Raw genomic sequence first — 16,628 nt, forward strand, 5'->3', positions numbered from 1 at the left:
TGACAAACGACAGTTGTGCGCGTCGCGCTTCGTCTTAGATGCAGCGCCTTCGCGACCGCCTTCATGCCTTCCGCACCTTCATCCGCCTGTCTCGGCCTGCTGTTGTCAGCAGGTCTTCTTTTCTTCATGGCGGTGGCCGTTGCCAACCCCGCATCACCGCCGGACACCAACGCCAGCGGCGTCTTCCTCAACGAAGCCGGCGACGTGCTGACCGCGCGGCATGCCGTGTCGGACTGCCGCTCGCTCTTTGCCATCAAGGGCGCGCAGGTGGCGCAGGCCACGGTGATCGCGGCCAGCCCTGAGCTTGACCTCGCGGTGTTGCGCACCACGCTCAAGCCCTACCTGAGCGCGACGCTCGCGCGCAGCGATGCCGCGTCCGGCCACAGCGTCGGCGTGTTCGCCGAAGCCTATGCCGTGCTGCAGCGCCTGCCGGACCGCGCTGCCTTGCTCAGCAACGCGATGACGGTGCCCGGCGCCGAAGGCCTGCAACTGCTGTCGGGCGTGCAGCCGGGCGCGAGCGGCAGCGCGGTGCTGGGCGCCGACGGCCTGCTGCTCGGCGTGGTGGTGGAGCGCGTGGCCGCTGCGCCGCATGCCTCGGGCATGACCACCCTGAGCCGTGCGGCCTCGGCCGCCGGCGTGAAGGGCGGCGCGACCCAGGTGCGCGCAGTGCCTGCGTCGCAGGTGCGGCAGTTCCTGAACAGTCACGGCATCGCCTTCGCGGAAAGCGACAGTCCCCAGCTGAGCCCGATGCAATCGCCGGCCGCCAGGGCGTCGACCCTGTCGGTCGGTGTGCTCTGCGGCTGACCAAATTTCATTTTTTCGAAAGACCCATGAACGCTTCTCCCACAACGCGGCCTCGCTGGGGCCGCCTGCGTCTCGCATTGGGCTGGCTCGGCCTGGGCCTTGCGAGCGCCACCGTGCCCATCGCCGCGCCGGCGCAGACACAGCAGCAGGTGCCGCAGCACTGGGTCAGTTACGCCAACCTCGCGGGCAACCAGTTGCAGTCTTCGCTGAGCGACCCGGCCAACGAAACCGTGGTGCGGCTGCATGCCTGGATGCAGGAGCGCATGCTGAAGGAAGGCCAGCCCGTGCCGCCCGCGCCGGTGGTGGTGCGCGTGTGGGTCGCTGCCAACGGCAAGGTCGAGCGCGTGGCCTTCGATTCGCTGGGCAATGCGCAGGCCGACGCCGACCTGCGCGCATTGCTCACCGCGCAGCCACTGGCCGAAGCACCGCCGCGAGACATGCGCCAGCCGATGGTGTTGCAGCTCACGCTGAGCTTCGTCACCAACACCTGAACGGGGCCGCGCATGAGGATGTCGCGCGCCGATGGCTGGCGCCGCACCGGCGTGGCGGCAGCGATGGCTTTCGCCTGCCTGGCCCCGAGCCTGCCGCTGCAGGCCGCAATGCCATGGCCGGCTTCCGGTCTTGCGCAACTGGTCAAGACCTACGGCCCGGCCGTGGTGCACATCGGCGTGGAGCGGCCCTCGGTGCCGGTGCGCCGCTACAGCGACCGTTGGCTGGTGCCCGCGCCGGGCACGCTGCCGCAGCAGGGCGGCATGGACGAAAGCAGCCTGGGCACCGGCTTCATCGTGAGCGCCGACGGCCTCATCCTGACCAACGCGCATGTGGTGGCGCGCGGCACGCAGATCAACGTCAAGCTGCCCGACCGGCGCGAGTTCAAGGCGCGCCTGATCGGGCTCGATGCGGTGGCCGACGTGGCGCTGCTCAAGATCGACGCGAGCGGCCTGCCGACCGTTCGCATCGGCGAGCTGTCGAGCGTCGAGCCCGGCGACGGCGTGGTGGCCATCGGCTCGCCCTACGGCTTCGGCAACTCGGTCACGGCCGGCATCGTCAGTGCCAAGGGGCGGCTGCTGCCGGGCGCCGAATACATGCAGTTCCTGCAGACCGACGTGCCGATCAACCCCGGCAACTCGGGCGGGCCGCTGTTCAACCTGCGCGGCGAAGTCATCGGCATCAACTCGCGCATCTACAGCCGCAGCGGCGGCTACCAGGGCCTGTCCTTCGCCATTCCCATTGACGCGGCCATGCGCATCAAGGACCAGTTGCTGTCGAGTGGCACCGTCACGCGCGGGCGCATCGGCGTGTCGGTGCAGGAGGTGGGGCAGGCGCTGGCCGACACCTTTCGCCTGCCGCGCCCGGCCGGCGCGCTGGTGAACTATGTGGAGCCGCGCGGCGCGGCCGACAGGGGCGGGCTCAAGTCAGGCGACGTGATCCAGTCGGTGCAAGGCCGCGAAGTGGTGCAGGCGGCGGATGCGCTGGGCTTCATCGCCGACCAGACGCCGGGCGAGACCATCCGCCTGATGGTGTGGCGCGAGCGCGCGGAGCAGGTGCTCGAAGTGAGGGTGGAAGGCTTCGACACGCCGCGCCTGCAGGCCGATGCAGCCGATGCGCCTTCGGCACCCTCGCGGCTCGGTTTCGCGGTGCGGCCACTCGCGCCCGCCGAGCGGCAGTTTCTGCGCTTGGAGGGCGGGCTGCTGGTGCAGCGCGTCAACGCGGCCGCTTCGCGCGCGGGCGTGCAGCCGGGCGACCTGATCATCGCGCTCAACGGCCAGCCCATCGACAGCGCCGAGGCGCTGGTGCAGGAGCTGGACGTGGCGGACGGCTCCGCGGCCTTGCTGGTGCAGCGCGGGGGCACGCGCATCTTCGTGCCGATCTGCGCGCGGGCGGGCATGTCGCGTTGCTGAAGGCGGGGTAAGAAGAGGGTGGGGCAGCGTGTGGGAGAAACGGCCGTGTTGCAGGTTCAATGGCGGTCGCGGGCATCCGCGTGGAAGAACGAGGCGAAACTAGGCGCCGTTCACCCGATTCCTTTTCCCGGAGCCCACCTTGTCATCCAACAAAGTCTTCCGCATTGCCCTGTCGGCATCCGCGGCTGCCATTGGAAGCCTCGCGGCGTACTGGACCCTCCTGGCCACGCGCCAGGGAGACATCCTGTTCAACGCGCGAAAGCTGCCTGTCGTTCATCTGTCCGACGACTTCTCGACCTATTCCCATATCGTGCCCGGCGGCATGGTCCGTGGGTACGTCTACCACCCCGATGGCGAAGCCGCGCTGCAAGACCTGTTCATCTACTTCGCGGGCCGCAGCGAAGACGTGCGCGCCACTGCGCAGATGCTGCACTGGCTTCCGCAGGGCTTCGGGTTCGCCGCGATCAACTACCGGGGCGTGGCCGATTCGCAGGGGCATCCTTCGGAGATCGCGTCCGTCGAAGACGCGGTCCAGTTCGCCAACCACCTGCGCCGGGCCTTCCCGCATGCGCGCCTGCATGTCGTCGGCCGCAGCCTGGGAACCGGCGTGGCCATCCAGCTGGTGGCGCAGCAGAACTTCGCGAGCCTGCAACTGGTCACGCCCTACGACACCTTGCTGGAGGTGGCGAAGCGGCGCTTTCCGCTCGTGCCGTTGTCGCTGTTGCTGCGGCATCGCTTCGACTCGCTCGCGCACAGCGCGGAAGTCGCGGCAACCACCCAGGTGCTGCTGGCCGCACAAGACGATGTCGTGCCGCACGAACGCTCCGAAAAACTCATTGCCGCGTGGCCGACGCCCGTCAGCGTGCAGACGATTCCCGATTCGGACCACTACAACATCATGGAGCTCGAAGCGACCTGGCTTCATCTGATCGACTTTGCGTTGACGGCGATTCTTCCGGAGCCTGTGGCTGCTGCGCTCGAAGCCGCTGCGTAATGGCACTGGCCTGACCTGGACCTCAGGCCAACAGGATCACCTTGAAAGCGCAATGCTCCTCGGGAAGAGCCCCGCCGCCGCCGTCGGCGGGGCCATCGGACTCAGGGCGCCCGTGGCGGCATCGATGGTGTAAGCCGACACGGTGTTGGAACCGACATTCGCCAAATAGGCAAACCGGCCCGAGGGGTCCACGGTGACGGCGTACGGGCGGTTCCCTGTCGGCACCGTCAGCCCGGCCATCGGGCTCAGCCTGCCCGTGGCGGCATCGATGGTGTAGGTCGACACGGTGTCGGAATTCCAATTCGCCACATAGGCAAATCGGCCCGTGGGGTCTACGGCGACGGCGGAAGGGAGACGCCCTGTCGCCACCGTCGGCTCGGCCACGGGGCTCAGGGCGCCCGTGGCGGCATCGATGGTGTAGGTCGACACGGTGTCGGAATCGGCATTCGCCACATAGACAAACCGGCCCGTGGGTTCCACGGTGACGGTGTACGGGCTCCCGCCTGTCGGCACCGTCGACACGGCCATCGGGCTCAGCGCGCCCGTGGCGGTATCGATGGTGTAGGCCGACACGGTGCGGGAACCTGCATTCGCCACATAGGCAAACCGGCCCGTGGGTTCCACGGTGACGACGTACGGGCTCCCGCCTGTCGGCACCGTCGGCACGGCCATCGGGCTCAGGGCGCCCGTGATGGCATCGATGGCATAGGCCGACACGGTGTTGGAGTTGAGATTCGCCACATAGGCAAACCGGCCCGTGGGGTCCACGGTGACGGAGATCGGGGAGATCCCTGTCGGCACCGCCGGCCCGGCTATCAGGCTCAGGGCGCCCGTGGCGGAATCGATGGTGTAGGCCGACACGGTGTTGGAGTTGATGTTCGCCACGTAGGCAAATCGGCTCGTGGGGTCCACGGTGAGGGCGTACGGTTGGCCCGGTGCCGGCACCGTCGGCGGGACCATCGCGCTCAGGGCTCCCGTGGTGGCATCGACGGTGTAGGCCGACACGGTGTCGGAGGCCTGATTTGCCACATATGCGAAGCGCGCCGACGGTGCCGAACTCACGCAACTTACTCCTACTGACGTCACAGCCGCCGATACCACCGTCCCACGGCCATTGCTGACGGTGCAGACCTGGTTCAGGAACTGAGGTTGGGTTTTCACGGTCACCGCATAACCTGCTGCGCTGGCCACTGGCGTGGTGAAGCTGAAAGTGCCGTTGACCGAATAGGACAAGGCAAGGTCATCGCCCGCGTTGTTCTGCAGCACCAGGCCGCGCCCCCTCAATCCGCTGATCGTGCCGCTGATGGTGTAGCTGTTGGTTGCGCAGATGACCTGGACTGTTTTGACATCGGCATCGCCCACCGTGGCGCTGGCATTGTTGACGGTGCAGGTTTGCGAAGGCGCCGTGGGCTGTGTCTTCACCGTCACCGCGTAGCCGGCTGCGCTGGCGACGGGCGCGGTGAACTCAAATGCGCCATCGGCAGCAACGGACTGGTCATCGCCCGCGTTGTTCTGCAAGACGAGTCCGCCACCCTGCAGGCCCGTGACGGCACCACCGACCTTGTAGCTGTTGACCGAACACACCACGGCGACATCGGCAATCGCCACGTCCACCACGGTGCCGCTGCCGTTGTTGACGGTGCAGGTCTGGGCGGAATTCGTCGGCTGGGCCTTCACCGTCACTGCATACCTTGCGCCGCTGGCCACGGGAACAGCGAAGCGGACAACGCCGTCGGCTGCGACTGGCAAGTCGTCGCCCGCATTGTTCTGCAGCACCAGTCCGCTGCCCTGCAGTCCCGCGACAGTGCCACTGACAGGGTAGGTGGCGCCGGGAGGCGGTGGCGGTGTCACCGGCGGCGTGACCGGCAGGAACGGGAGGCCGCCACTGCCACTGCCGCTGCCACTGCCACCGCAGCCCGCGAGCACGCCGCCCACAAGGACGAACAGAGCCATCAGGGCCGCTCTCGCGATCGCGTTGCGCAAGAAGGTACAGGCATTGCCCAACACGGAAAACAGCGCACGGGCGTGGCTGGATGAAAGCAAGAGCGTGGGCATGGAGCAGCCTGTGGAACCGAGTGAGGCCGCGATCCTAGGCAGTCTGCCTGCGCTGCGCATTGGACTAAAGTCCAATGACAAGTGCAATGACAGGTGCGGTGAATTGCACCCATCGTCGAGATCTGTCAGTTGCGCTCAGGTCCCTGCACGCAGCCGCCTGAGCCAGCGCGTTCCGGCATCGAAACCCCGGCACGCCCCGGCGGCGATCAGGCCCGTGGTGGCCAGCATCGCCGCCGTGTGAACGCCGACAGCCGCGAGCGCCAGCATCAGCGAGCCCGATGCGGTGATCTCCCGTGCCGATGCGTCTCCCATGCACAGCGGGACCAGCGCCGGCACCAGCATCAGCCCGGCGCCGTGCGCGGTGGCCGTCATGAAGGACCACAGCGCCAGCCCGGCATGTCCCGCCGGTGCGCGCACATGCCGCGCCGTGCGTCCCCACAGGTGAACCATCGCCGCAACGACGAACAGCCCGCCCGCCAGCGCCTGTAGCACAAGCCGGTCCATCGACAGGCCGTAGGCCACGGCGCCGGCCACCAGCGCAACCGATGTGGCATGCCCGATCGCGATAGGCAGCAGGGCACGCAGCGCCTGCGCCCGGTCGTGCGAGCGCAGGCCCCAGGCGGCGGCGAACATCCAGCCGGTGGCGGGGTTCAGTCCGTGCAGGGCACCGACCCCTGCGATCACCAGCCAGGGCCAAAGGCTTGCCATGACATTCCCGCGCGTTCAGGCCGCACGCCGTTCAGGTGGAGGCGTGACAGCACGAACCGGCCTCGGGCTTCGCGATGGGGGCCGGTTCATAGCGGTCGTGGTGCCGCACCCAATCCATGGCGTAGACGGGGTTGGGTTCGTCGCGGCCCTTCGGCGTGAGGTCGATCAGGCTGTACGTGCCCATCATCACTTCCACGCCGCGTTCGTAGGTCGAGTAGGTGTGGAAGACCTCGCCCGCGTCGTCCTTGTAGAACACGCTGATGCCGGGTGCTTCCTGCGCAGGGAAGGGCCGCACGCTGTAGTTGTAGAGGACCTCGCCCTTGCCCTCGGCCCACTCCTGCGGCTTGAAGCTGACGCCGAAGTCGTAGTTGAAGTCGCTGTCATGCGCCGACACCCACTTGAACTGCCAGCCCATGCGTTGGCGAAAGCGCTCGATCTCGGCCAGCGGCGCGCGCGAGACGACCCGCAGCGTGATGTCGCGGTGCGCCAGGTGCACGTTCATGCCTTCGATGTGGTCGGACATGAAGGAACAGCTCGGGCACCCTTGTTCCCACTCCGGGCCGAGCATGAAGTGCTGCACCAGCAACTGGCGGCGGCCCTCGAAGAGCTCGGCCAGCGAGCGCCGACCCTCGGGCGTGTCGAAGCTGTAGTTCTTCTCGACGCGCGTCCATGGCAAGGCACGGCGCTCGCGGGCGATCTGGTCGCGCAAATGCGTCAGTTCCTTTTCGCGCGCCAGCAGTGCTTTGCGCTGGGCAAGCCACCGGTCCTTCGACACGACGGGGTGGTTCTTCACTGTGCTTGTTTCGGCAATGGCTGTGTTCATGAGTGGCTCCTTGGCCCGACGGGCCGTTCGAGGGTCGTTCATGCGCGGCTCCGCCTGCCTGGCGGCCGGCGCGCTCGTCTTCGGTCGGTTGAACCGAAAGGGGGTTGTCAGCGCGGGTGCGTTGTCACCTTGCGCGCCGGGTGGGGATCAGGCCCTGGTGGCTTTCGGGCGCCGCACGGCGCGGACTTTTCCGCTGCCTCCGCCGCCGCAGTAGAAGAGGCCGGCGCCATCGGACTCCAGCCCGCTGACACCGATGCCGTGCGGCATTTCCAGCCGCTCCAGTACCGCGCCGCTCTTCGGGTCGATGCGGCGGATGTCGCTTTCCTCGGCCTCCCAGGTGCCGTGCCACAGCTCGCCGTCAACCCAGGTCACGCCGGTGACGAAGCGGTTGGACTCGATGGTGCGCAAGACCGCGCCGGTCGCCGGATCGATCTGGTGGATCTTGCGGTCGCGGTACTGCCCTACCCACAGGCTGCCTTCGGCCCAGGTGAGCCCCGAATCGGCCCCGTGGCCGGGCGCGGGAATCGATGCGAGCACGTGGCCGGTGACCGGATCGATCTTGTCGATGCGCTGCTCGGCGATCTGGTACAGGTGCGTGCCGTCGAACGCGGTGCCGGCGTCGGCCGCACGGTCCAGCGTGCGCGTGGTCTCGCCGCTTTCAGGGTCGAAGGCGATCAGGTGGGCGCCGACGGCAGCCCAGACGCGCTGGCCGTCGTGGGTCACGCCGCCCACGTTGTCGGCGCCGGCGAAAGGGCCGTATTCGCGCACGATCTCGGCCGCTTGCACGGTGGCCTGAAAACTGTTCTTGCTGCCTGTCTTGCTGCTCGTCATCGTCGGCTCCTTGTGGTGCGCCTCGGATCGGCGCCTTGGGGACAACTCTATTCAATCGGCAGCGCAGCGGGGAGTAACAAGATCGTCGTGAATCCGGCCAGCGGCGGCGCCAGCCAGCGCTGTGCCCGCGCCCGCCCGATGGCGCGCACGCGCCCGGCGGATTCCAGCTCGACCAGTGCGCGCTGCACGGTGCGCTGGCTGGCGCCAAGGGCCAGCGCCAGGGCCGACGTCGACCAGGCCGCGCCGTCGGAGAGCAGCGCCACCAGCGAGGCCTGGTCGCCGTCGATGGGGGGGGCCAGCACGACGACATCGCGCGCGCCGAGCGGCTTGAGGACAAAGCCCTGCGCAGTGGCCTCGATCTGCGCGAGGGCCTTGACGAGTGCGCGCAGCCGGCCGATCTCGACCCGCAGGCGCGCTCGATGCGTTTCGTCGGGGTGGCGGGTGCGGAACGCGCAGGCGATCAAGGCTTCCCGGTCGACATCGCCGGGCCATGCCTCGGCGAGCGCGCGCGCCAGCGCGAACAGCACCGGCCGCCGTGCCAATGGCCGCCACGTATCTCCAGTGCCCACGCCGCGACGGCACGCGTCGACCACCAGCGCGTTGGAGGCCAGCAGTGCTGCGACTTCATCGAGGCGCAGCGGCTGTTCGCCATCGGCGAGAAGGCGCCGGGCGGCGGGGCGATCGAGCGCGGCCCGCGCTTCCGCCACCTCGGCCAGCAGCGCCGGCACGCGCGCGCGGTCGGCTGCCTCGTGCGCACGGGCGAGTGATTCCCGTGCCGCGTCGACGTGCAGGGAACGCAGCGACAGTTCTGCCGCAGCCAGCTCGGCCACTGCGGCGAGCGATGGCGGCAGGCCACGCACATCGAGCTGTGCCAGTGCGGCCGTGGCCTCGTCGAGGCGGCCGATCAACAAGAGCTTGCGCGCCGCGATCAGCCGGGCCTGCAGCGCGTTGGCACGGTCGCCATGCGCTTCCAGCGTGGCCGAGGCCGCCGCCAGTGCGCGCGGCGAGCCGCCGATGTCGCGCATGGCCAGCGCCACTTCGGCTTCGGCGACGACGCAGCGCGCGCGTGCCAGCTCCTCGTGCGCGCCGAAACCGCGGGCAGCGCGCCGAAGCAGTTCGCGCGCGCGTGGATGCTCGCCAAGCTGGGCCATGGCGATGCCGCGCAGGGCCAGGGCCGGTGGATCGTCGCGCAGGGCGACCCGCTTGAGGGCGCCGAGCGCATCGCCGGCAGCGAGGGCGCGTGCGGAAGCGGCGATCAGGGAATCCATGGAGACGGTGCGATCAGCCCCGGGCCTGAAAGGGGCCTTCGGCATCCGCCCCGATGTGAAGGGGCAGCCAGAGCGTGAAGCGGGTCCCGGTGCTGCCCGATTCCCAGTTCACGGTGCCGCCGATTGCCAGCGCGCGCTGCTGCTGGTTGCGCAGCCCCCGGCCATGTCGGTGCAGGGCCTCGTCCACGGCGAAGCCCGTGCCGTTGTCTTCGATCACCACGCGCACACCCTCGTCATCCGTTGCGGTGCTGAAGGTGATGATGGTGGCCCGCGTGTGGCGCAGCACGTTGGCAATGCACTCCTGCATGATCCGCAAGATGTGCAGCGCGCTGCTCGGGTCCAGCCAGGGCAGCGCGGGCACGGTCTGCACTTCCCAGCGCAGCGCAACGCCAGCGCTCTCGATGCGCGGCGCCAGGCGAAAGCGCAAGGTTGCCAGCAGCAAAAGCAGATCGGCGTCCACGCTCTCCATGGAGTCGATCGCCAGCTTCAGGTCGTCCATGCAGCCTTTGAGCACGCCGGAGATTTCGGCGTCGTTCATGGCGCCTCGCTCGACGGAGCGGATGGCGCTGGTCAGCGACGAACCCAGGCCGTCGTGCATGTCCTGCATGAGGCGGCGGCGCTCGGCGCTGAGCATGTGCTGGTTCTCGATCACGCGCAGCCGCTGGTAGCTTTGCTCCAGTTCGGCTTCGCGCTCCTGCAGGCGCTGGGCCAGCCCGGTGTTCAGGCGGCCCACCTCGGCGAATGCGCCCGTGTACCGCTGGAACATGATGTACGAGAAGATGAAGAACAGGCCGATGATGGCGTAGGGCGAGGTGTACACGCTCTCCGCGCTGACAAGGTTGTTTTGCAGGAGCCCGTCATAGGAGGTGAATGCGACGGTCAGGACAGCCCAGCCCGCCACCAGCCGCCCTTCGGGAAATTTCGCGCGCAACGCCTTGCGCAAGTTCACCGCAAAGATCAGCACAGCGATGGGCAACACCGTCAGGTTGAGCAGGGGCGTGAACAGGTAGAGACTGGCGATCGACGCCGACACATGAGGCAGCGTCGCGATGTTGCAGACCAGTGTCAGGGTCAACGAAAAACGGGTCAGCCAGGCCGAGGGCTGCTTGTGCAGGCGTTGCAGGAACAGGTGGATGAGGATGATCAGCCAGAGCATGGACGCAACGGTGATCCATTCGAACCACTCGTCCGAGACCGGAAGGTAATCGCCGCTCACGTAGTAGTGAAGCATCCGCAGGAAGGCGGTGGCCGAGATGGCGAAGAACAGCAGGTAGAGCGACTCGCGCCTTTTACCCACCCACACCGCGAACGCGAATGCACCGACCGCCAGGAACGCGGCGCTGCCCATGAACGGCAACTGCACCTGCAGCAATTGGCGAATCTGGTAGCGCCAGTTCAATGAAGCCTGGTCGCCCACCCACAAGGTCGAGAATCCGCTCCCGCTGCTGCGCAGGCGGTTGACGCGAATCAGCACGGTCGCCGGTGCAGGCGTATCGGCCGTTGCGTTCAACGGCAGCAGCAGCGGACGGTTGAAACCGTTGTGCACGGGGCTGCCATGCGACTGATAGAGCAGGACACCGTCGCCGTACACCGCAATGTGGCCCAGGGTCTTCCAGCGCGGAAGGTAGAGAAGGCGCTGCTGTGTCGATGGCGCGAGCCTGCTCAGATCGATGCGATACCAGTCGGAGACGGTTTGCACGGCGCCCGACGATGTGGGGACGAGTTCGCGCGGGGCTGTATAGGGGAGGCTGACCAGCTTCCATCCGTCGGCTGGAAGCCCGGCGTCTTCGACAAGCCGCGCAGGGGCGGAATAGCCCACGCCGGGAACGGACAGCAATTCAGCCTGCGTGAAGTGGACGGCGCCATCGTGCGTTGGCAAGTCATCGGCGTGGGCCCAAGGCAAGGCGAACAGCGCCAGCGCCAGCCACAGCTTCGCGATGATCCATCGGGCAACCCACCCACAGCCCTTGCTGCCCAGCGTGGTACGACGGCCAAGGGCAACGGGGGGCGGTTTCATCAGGACACAATTATGTCCTCGACCAATCCAACGTCTTGTCGCGGGTTCTTGTGACCTGCAATCGAGCGTGCGGTGCCCTCGATGAAGGCATGCCCGAGAATCTTCGTCATGCCCCACGCCGTTTCTCTCCTGCGTGCCGCCCGTCTGGCGCGCAGTGCCAAGCCTTTTCTCGCCCGTGGCGGTTTCAAGCGCGAGCGCTGTGCCGGCTGCCGGCTCCTGCCCACCCACTGCATGTGCAGCTTGCGTCCGTCGGTAGACACACGCGCAGGGGTGTGCCTGCTCATGGCCGACATTGAGCCGCTCAAGCCGAGCAACACGGGCTGGCTGATCGCCGACGTGGTGGCCGATACCTTCGCCTTCGGCTGGGCGCGTACCGAAACAGACCCCGCGCTTCTGGCGCTGTTGAGCGATCCGCAATGGCAACCCTATGTGGTGTTCCCGGGGCAATACGCGGCGCCCGAGCGGGTGGTGCGCGCCGTCCAGTCGCCCGAGCCTATTCGTGGCGAGACCGGAAAACGCCCACTGTTCATCCTGCTGGACGGAACCTGGGCCGAGGCACGCAAGATGTTCAGCAGAAGCCCCTACCTGGACCCGTTGCCGGTGCTGAGCCTGGAGCCGGAACAGGCATCGCAGTACAAGCTGCGCAACTCCGGCCGCGATGACCACTTCTGCACCAGTGAGGTCGCCGCCCTGTGCATGCGCCTGGCGGGCGAGCATGTTGCCGAGCAAACGCTGCAGGCCTATTTGGCGGTATTCACCCACCACTATCTGCGTGCGAAGAACCAGCAGCCCATTGCGTGGGACGGCGCTGCACACCAGCGATTGCGCGAGGTGTCTGTCTTGTCCCGCGAAGAGGGTGCTGCCGCTTTTCCGCCTGCCACACAATGAGCGCCATGCACAAGAGATCACTTTTCCCCATGCACATGTGGGTGCTCGTCGCCGTGTATTTCATCGCCAGCCTGGCGCACTTTGCCCACAACGCCGAGTTCATCGCCTTCTATCCCAACATGCCGGGTTGGCTGACCCGAGAGCATGTGTACCTTGCCTGGTTGGCCATCACCAGCCTGGGCGTTGCCGGTCTCCTCGTTGCGCGGCTCGGTCTTCATGCGTTGGGCGTTGTTCTTGTCGGCGCCTACGGGGCCTTGGGGCTCGACGGCCTCGCTCACTACACGCTGGCCCTTTGTTCCGAGCACACGCTTGCAACGAATCTCACCATCTGGTGCGAGGCTGTCAGCGGGCTTGTGCTGATGCTTGCTTCGGTGCTGTGGCTTGCTCGTCGCAACGGCTTCCCGCGCATTTGAGTGCTTCTGCGGGGCCTCGAGCCCCCTGATGTGCCCCTGTCCGGAAAGACGACCGGTACCTCAGCCGGCTACAGTCCACCAGAAGAAAGAGTTCTCCCGTCCATGACCTGGTCACTGTTCTACCGTTTCGACAACGAGGTGCCCACCGACTTCCACGAACTGCGCCAATTCGGTCGTTCGCTGTGGTCCGCGAACGGCAAGACGAAGACCATGGGGCGCACCATGGTCACCGAGTTCGCCAGTCCGCAAGCCGCGAAGGATGCCCTCGCGCAGCGCAACCGCGAGATCGAGGCTCAGGGCTACAGGCGGGTGCGCCAAGGCACGCACGATCCCGACCGCCTCGACTTCCCCCTGCTCACCGCCGAAATTCGCGAAGGCGCTCGCCGCGCCTTCCAGGCCATCCGCGCGGCCCACCCCGACGAGACGATCCGCCTCTTCGCGCTGGGCAGCGACGACGGCGCGATGACCATCGTCCACGCCGTCAGCCATCTTGCCCTGGGCGCACCGGGCGAGATGGACGATGAAAGCGAGGTCTGGTGCTTCGCCGAGTGGCCACACACAGAGGGCGGCGAATTTCTCGACATCGCCTACCGCATGATCCTGGCTTGCCACCGCAGCGACTTGCCTTGCAACGTTGAATTCGACGTCTTGTACGCCGGCCTCTTCGAGGCTTGCATCGCCGCGATGGAGCAACTCGACCGCGAAGGCTTCTTTGGCGCCGGCGACGTGCGCGAAGAGGTGGTGCTGCTGTGCCAAAGCGAAGGCACGGAGGATATGGAAGGCTCGATCGGTCGACTCAACACGCCGCGCGTGGTGCGTCGACTCGAACGCTGGATCAAGCTCTGCGAATGAGGCCCTCTGGCGGATCAACGATGTCCGCCTGCGGATGACCGGGTTCACCGATTGACCTAGGCTGAATCGGGTATGGCACCCCGGTGCAGTTTCGATGTCCACTTGCCTCCCTGCAAAAAGGGAAAAGCAAATGGGAACGAAGGCATTCCACAGCGCAATCGTCAGTTTGAAGCTGCCAGGCGACATGAGCGCCAGCGAGGAGATCGCGGCCCTGAGAGCGGCTGGTATTCCAGTCGACGCGCTGTGCAATGCCGAATCAGGCTTTCTCTTCGTGCGAGCCAGTCTGGACAAAAGAACGAACTACTTCCGGTGGTTTGCTGGTGACATCGGGAGTTGCGGGGCTCCATCTTTTTCCGCCCTGAAAAATACGGCTCTATCCGTCGCACCGTCACCCGTCCAGCATCGTGCGGGCGTACCTGGACTATTGCCAGAACCATCCGACGCCATGTCTCGGTGCACGTTGATGGAGAGCGGGGCCCGGCGCACCCTGAGCCCGCACAGGCGCTGAACCCACGTCGCGCCACGCGAAGTCATTCGACCGTCACGAAGCGTCACTAGCATCCGCTTGAACATGCCCCCGCCGGGCGGCGGCCTTCGCCGGGCGTATCGACGATCTCATGCGGCATGAACCTCCCTTCACTTTCACATTGGCAAGCAGCTTGGCTGCGCCCGCCGTCGCGCTTGCGCTGGCGGGCTGCATGACGCTGGCGGCCTTGAATGTGCGGGCGCAGACCGGGGTGGTGGCGCCGCGCGGCGACCGCACCGATGAGCGCGTCCGCTTCGACATCGCACGACAGCCGTTGACAACGGCGCTGGAGCAGTACGGCCTTGCGACGGGTCTGCCGGTGTTCTTCGACGCGGCGCTGGTGGCCGGGCGCAACTCGACGCCGGTGCAGGCATCGGCCACGCCGACCGAGGCATTGCACACGCTGCTGCAAGGCACCGGCCTCGTCGCCGACTACACCGGCACCGGGTCGAGCGCCGTCTTCGTGCTCAAGCCCGCATCGAACGATGTCGCGCAGCCCACGCCCCGCGCGATGCCCGACGCCGCACCCGCAGCCCCCGTGCACCGCAGCTACGACGGCCTCGTTCAAACCCGCATCTGGGAAGCCTTCTGCGGCAACCCGCGCACCGCGCCCGGCAGCTACCGCACCGCCATGCGCTTCGTGATCGACGGCACCGGCCGCATCGCCAACGCCTTCCTGTTGCACACCAGCGGCGACCGCGCACGCGACGGCGCGATCCTCGACACCCTGCGGCAGATCCGCATCGAACAGCCGCCGCCGCCCGACATGGCGCAGCCGCTCACGATGCTGATTCTTCCGCGCTCGCAAACGCCGGGGCTCGAATGCCCGGCGGCGCGGCACTGAGCCGCCTGCGATGCCCGAGAACGCGCTGCCCGCGCTTCGCAATTTCCTGGTCGCGCGCTATGACGAGCTGAAGCAGCGCCTTGCGCGCCGGCTCGGCAACGCCGACCAGGCCGGCGATGCGCTGCAGGACACCTGGCTGCGCCTGGAAAGCCGCGACGACATCGACGGCGTGCGCGATCCGGCTTCGTACCTGCTGCGCGTGGCCGTCAACCTGGCCTACGACCAGTCGAGCCGGCAGGGCCGGCTGGCCACCGCCGAAGAAATCGATGCGGTGCTCGAAGAGGCGCATGACCCCGCGCCCGGCCCGGCGCAGATCGCGGAAGACCGCTCCGAGATGGCCGCGCTGGCCGCGCTGATCGAGCGCATGCCGGCACGGCGCCGGCAGATATTGGTGATGGTGCGCTGGGAGCATCTGCCGCAGCGCGAGGTGGCGGCGCGGCTCGGGATTTCGCTGCGCACGGTCGAGAAAGAACTCAAGGACGCGCACGACTACTGCGCCGCCCGCATGGGCCGTCCGCTCGCCATGCCCGCGTCGACGTCTGCACCGCATGAAAAATAAAGTGCGGTTCCCCGCGCCCAGAACAGTCTCATGGATATGACACACAACGGCGAGCCCGACAAGGCGGATCAGCTGCGGCGCGAAGCGCAGGCCTGGTTGCGCCGGCTCACGTCCGGCGAGGCCACGCAGCGCGACATCGAGGGCTTTCGCCGCTGGCAGGGCAGCAGCCCGCTGCATTCGTCGGCGTTCGTGGAAGCCAAGAGGCTGTGGAAGGTGCTCGACCCGGCCATCGGCCAGATGATGGCGAACAACCCGGCGCTGCTGTCGAGCCATCGGCAGGCGGGGCGCCGGCCGTTGGTCGCGCGCCGCGCTTTTCTCGGTGCGGCTGCGAGCGCAGCGGGTGTGGCCGGCATTGCCGCGATCTGTCCGCCGCTTGGCCTGTGGGCCCCGGTCAGCGAATGGAATGCCGACTTCCGCACGGCCACCGGCGAGCAGCGTTCTGTGGCGCTGGCCGAGGGCATCGACCTGACGCTGAACACGCAGACCAGCGTGCAGCGCCAGACCGTCGAGGGCCGCACCGTCGGCATCGACCTGATCGCGGGCGAGGCGGCGGTCGACATGTCTTCCACGCGGCAGGCCTTCAACGTGGTCGCGGGCGCGGGGCGCAGCGAGGCCGACGCCGGGCGCTTCGAGGTGCGCTATCTCGACGGCAGTGCCTGCGTGACCTGCATCGAAGGCCGCGTGCGCGTGGCGCATGCAACCGGCGCGCGCGTGCTGGAGGCCGGGCAGCAACTGATCTACAACGCCGACTCGCTCGGCAAGGTCGCCGCCATCCAGCCGGCGGACGTGTCGGCGTGGCGCACCGGTGTGCTGGTGTTCCGGCAGACGCCGCTGGCGCGCGTGGTGGAAGAAATCAACCGCTACCGGCCGGGCCGCGTGCTGCTGCTGGCCAAGCGCCTGAAAGACCGCGAGGTCAGCGGCCGTTTCGCCGTTGCCGCGCTCGACACGGTGCTGGTGCAGATCCAGCGCTCGTACGACCTTGATGCACGTGCGCTGCCCGGTGGCGTGCTGCTGCTTAGCTGATGTTTGTGACAGCTTGATTGGCCCCCGCACACGGTCAGGATTGAAAAAGTTAGCGGTTTTGTTTGCGTCCCCCGGTCTCTCCAGTGAGGGGCACAGATTCTGTGCCGGTGCATTTCATTCTT

The 16,628-nt window shown here is 67.4% G+C and carries 16 protein-coding genes; 10 read left to right on the forward strand and 6 right to left on the reverse strand.

Features of this window, described 5'->3' with window-relative positions:
• The first annotated feature begins 63 nt into the window (after window positions 1-63).
• From H7F35_RS25745 to H7F35_RS25760, 4 genes are all read left to right on the forward strand, one after another.
• Complete coding sequence (locus H7F35_RS25745; protein ID WP_187109381.1) at window positions 64-804, forward strand: serine protease; 741 nt, start codon at window positions 64-66, stop codon at window positions 802-804.
• Between the two features lie 26 nt (window positions 805-830).
• Window positions 831-1,295: a hypothetical protein gene (locus H7F35_RS25750; RefSeq protein ID WP_187109382.1), complete on the forward strand. Its 465-nt coding sequence runs from the start codon at window positions 831-833 to the stop codon at window positions 1,293-1,295.
• 12 nt (window positions 1,296-1,307) lie between these two features.
• Complete coding sequence (locus tag H7F35_RS25755; RefSeq protein ID WP_187109383.1) at window positions 1,308-2,705, forward strand: trypsin-like peptidase domain-containing protein; 1,398 nt, start codon at window positions 1,308-1,310, stop codon at window positions 2,703-2,705.
• A 139-nt stretch (window positions 2,706-2,844) separates the two neighbouring features.
• Window positions 2,845-3,699, forward strand: a complete 855-nt coding sequence (locus tag H7F35_RS25760) for an alpha/beta hydrolase (RefSeq protein WP_187109384.1) — start codon at window positions 2,845-2,847, stop codon at window positions 3,697-3,699.
• Between the two features lie 36 nt (window positions 3,700-3,735).
• Here the strand turns inward: H7F35_RS25760 and H7F35_RS25765 are convergent, their stop codons facing one another.
• From H7F35_RS25765 to H7F35_RS25790, 6 genes are all read right to left on the reverse strand, one after another.
• Window positions 3,736-5,754, reverse strand: a complete 2,019-nt coding sequence (locus tag H7F35_RS25765; protein WP_187109385.1) for a beta-propeller fold lactonase family protein — start codon at window positions 5,752-5,754, stop codon at window positions 3,736-3,738.
• A 135-nt stretch (window positions 5,755-5,889) separates the two neighbouring features.
• On the reverse strand, window positions 5,890-6,462 hold the full coding sequence (locus H7F35_RS25770) for a hypothetical protein (RefSeq protein ID WP_187109386.1): 573 nt from the start codon (window positions 6,460-6,462) through the stop codon (window positions 5,890-5,892).
• Between the two features lie 31 nt (window positions 6,463-6,493).
• Window positions 6,494-7,285, reverse strand: a complete 792-nt coding sequence (locus H7F35_RS25775; RefSeq protein WP_187109387.1) for a DUF899 domain-containing protein — start codon at window positions 7,283-7,285, stop codon at window positions 6,494-6,496.
• A gap of 147 nt (window positions 7,286-7,432) precedes the next feature.
• A complete protein-coding gene (locus H7F35_RS25780; RefSeq protein WP_187109388.1) occupies window positions 7,433-8,116 on the reverse strand; it encodes a hypothetical protein in 684 nt (227 codons plus the stop codon).
• A 47-nt stretch (window positions 8,117-8,163) separates the two neighbouring features.
• On the reverse strand, window positions 8,164-9,384 hold the full coding sequence (locus tag H7F35_RS25785) for a helix-turn-helix domain-containing protein (protein ID WP_187109389.1): 1,221 nt from the start codon (window positions 9,382-9,384) through the stop codon (window positions 8,164-8,166).
• Window positions 9,385-9,397: 13 nt separating this feature from the next.
• Entirely contained in the window at window positions 9,398-11,401 is a 2,004-nt protein-coding gene (locus H7F35_RS25790) for a sensor histidine kinase (protein ID WP_187109390.1), read from the reverse strand.
• Between the two features lie 108 nt (window positions 11,402-11,509).
• Between H7F35_RS25790 and H7F35_RS25795 the strand changes: the two genes are divergently transcribed.
• The 6 genes from H7F35_RS25795 (at window position 11,510) to H7F35_RS25820 (ending at window position 16,506) form a co-directional block, all read left to right on the forward strand.
• Window positions 11,510-12,289, forward strand: coding sequence for a tRNA-uridine aminocarboxypropyltransferase (locus H7F35_RS25795; RefSeq protein WP_187109391.1), 780 nt, complete (start codon window positions 11,510-11,512; stop codon window positions 12,287-12,289).
• Window positions 12,286-12,702, forward strand: a complete 417-nt coding sequence (locus tag H7F35_RS25800; RefSeq protein WP_187109392.1) for a hypothetical protein — start codon at window positions 12,286-12,288, stop codon at window positions 12,700-12,702. The genes H7F35_RS25795 and H7F35_RS25800 overlap by 4 nt, the downstream gene beginning before the upstream one ends.
• Before the next feature lie 102 nt (window positions 12,703-12,804).
• On the forward strand, window positions 12,805-13,554 hold the full coding sequence (locus H7F35_RS25805; protein ID WP_187109393.1) for a DUF4303 domain-containing protein: 750 nt from the start codon (window positions 12,805-12,807) through the stop codon (window positions 13,552-13,554).
• Between the two features lie 647 nt (window positions 13,555-14,201).
• Window positions 14,202-14,924, forward strand: a complete 723-nt coding sequence (locus H7F35_RS25810; RefSeq protein ID WP_187109394.1) for a secretin and TonB N-terminal domain-containing protein — start codon at window positions 14,202-14,204, stop codon at window positions 14,922-14,924.
• A gap of 10 nt (window positions 14,925-14,934) precedes the next feature.
• Complete coding sequence (locus H7F35_RS25815) at window positions 14,935-15,483, forward strand: RNA polymerase sigma factor (RefSeq protein WP_187109395.1); 549 nt, start codon at window positions 14,935-14,937, stop codon at window positions 15,481-15,483.
• A gap of 30 nt (window positions 15,484-15,513) precedes the next feature.
• Window positions 15,514-16,506 carry a FecR family protein gene (locus H7F35_RS25820; protein ID WP_187109396.1) on the forward strand — a complete coding sequence of 331 codons (993 nt, stop codon included), beginning with the start codon at window positions 15,514-15,516 and terminating at the stop codon, window positions 16,504-16,506.
• Window positions 16,507-16,628 lie beyond the last annotated feature (122 nt).

It is taken from the genome of Variovorax sp. PAMC26660 (assembly GCF_014302995.1).
Lineage (GTDB): Bacteria > Pseudomonadota > Gammaproteobacteria > Burkholderiales > Burkholderiaceae_C > Variovorax.